We start from the raw sequence: 585 nt of genomic DNA on the forward strand, positions 1-585 counted from the left end.
CTCGACGCCTGAGGCGACGACGGTGGCGCCGGTCGACTCGGCGAGAGAGCCGGCCGTCCGTTCGATCGCCTCGTACTCGCCGACGGATTCGACGCCCTTGACCTCGGCCTCGACGCCCGCGAGCGCGCTGATTTCGCCGTAGTTGCCGTTGATAACGGTAAAATCGATCTCCGAGAGCAGGCTCTCGGCGACCGCCTCTCTCGAGGGCGTCGAGCCGACGCCGACGGGGTCGAGGACGACCGGAATGCCCCGTTCGTTCGCCTTCTTCCCGGCCTCGTGCATCGCCTCGACGCGGCCGTCCGGCACCTGGCCGGTGTTGATCAGGACCGCGCGCGCGAGGTCCGCCATCTCGCCGGCGTCGCCGAACGAGTCGGCCATCACCGGGAGCCCTCCCCAGTGGAGGGTCACGTTCGCGACGTCGTTGATCGTCACCGTGTTGGTCAGCGACTGAACGAGCGGCTCCGTCTCCCGAACCGCCCGAACCGATTCCGCGAGGTCGCCGGCGTCGATGTCGGTTACGCTCATTCCACTCGTCCTCCGGCATCGATCGCCTTCGGCGTTTCGACGGCGGCAGTCAGCGACTCG

Annotated in this window: 1 protein-coding gene; it reads right to left on the minus strand. The window is 68.4% G+C overall.

All coding sequences use genetic code 11. The features are described from left to right. A partial coding sequence (locus PGX04_RS31375; protein WP_273742056.1) for a hydroxyethylthiazole kinase occupies nucleotides 1–525 on the minus strand: 525 nt, incomplete at its 3' end. Nucleotides 526–585 lie beyond the last annotated feature (60 nt).

The organism is Natrinema soli, from assembly GCF_028618695.1.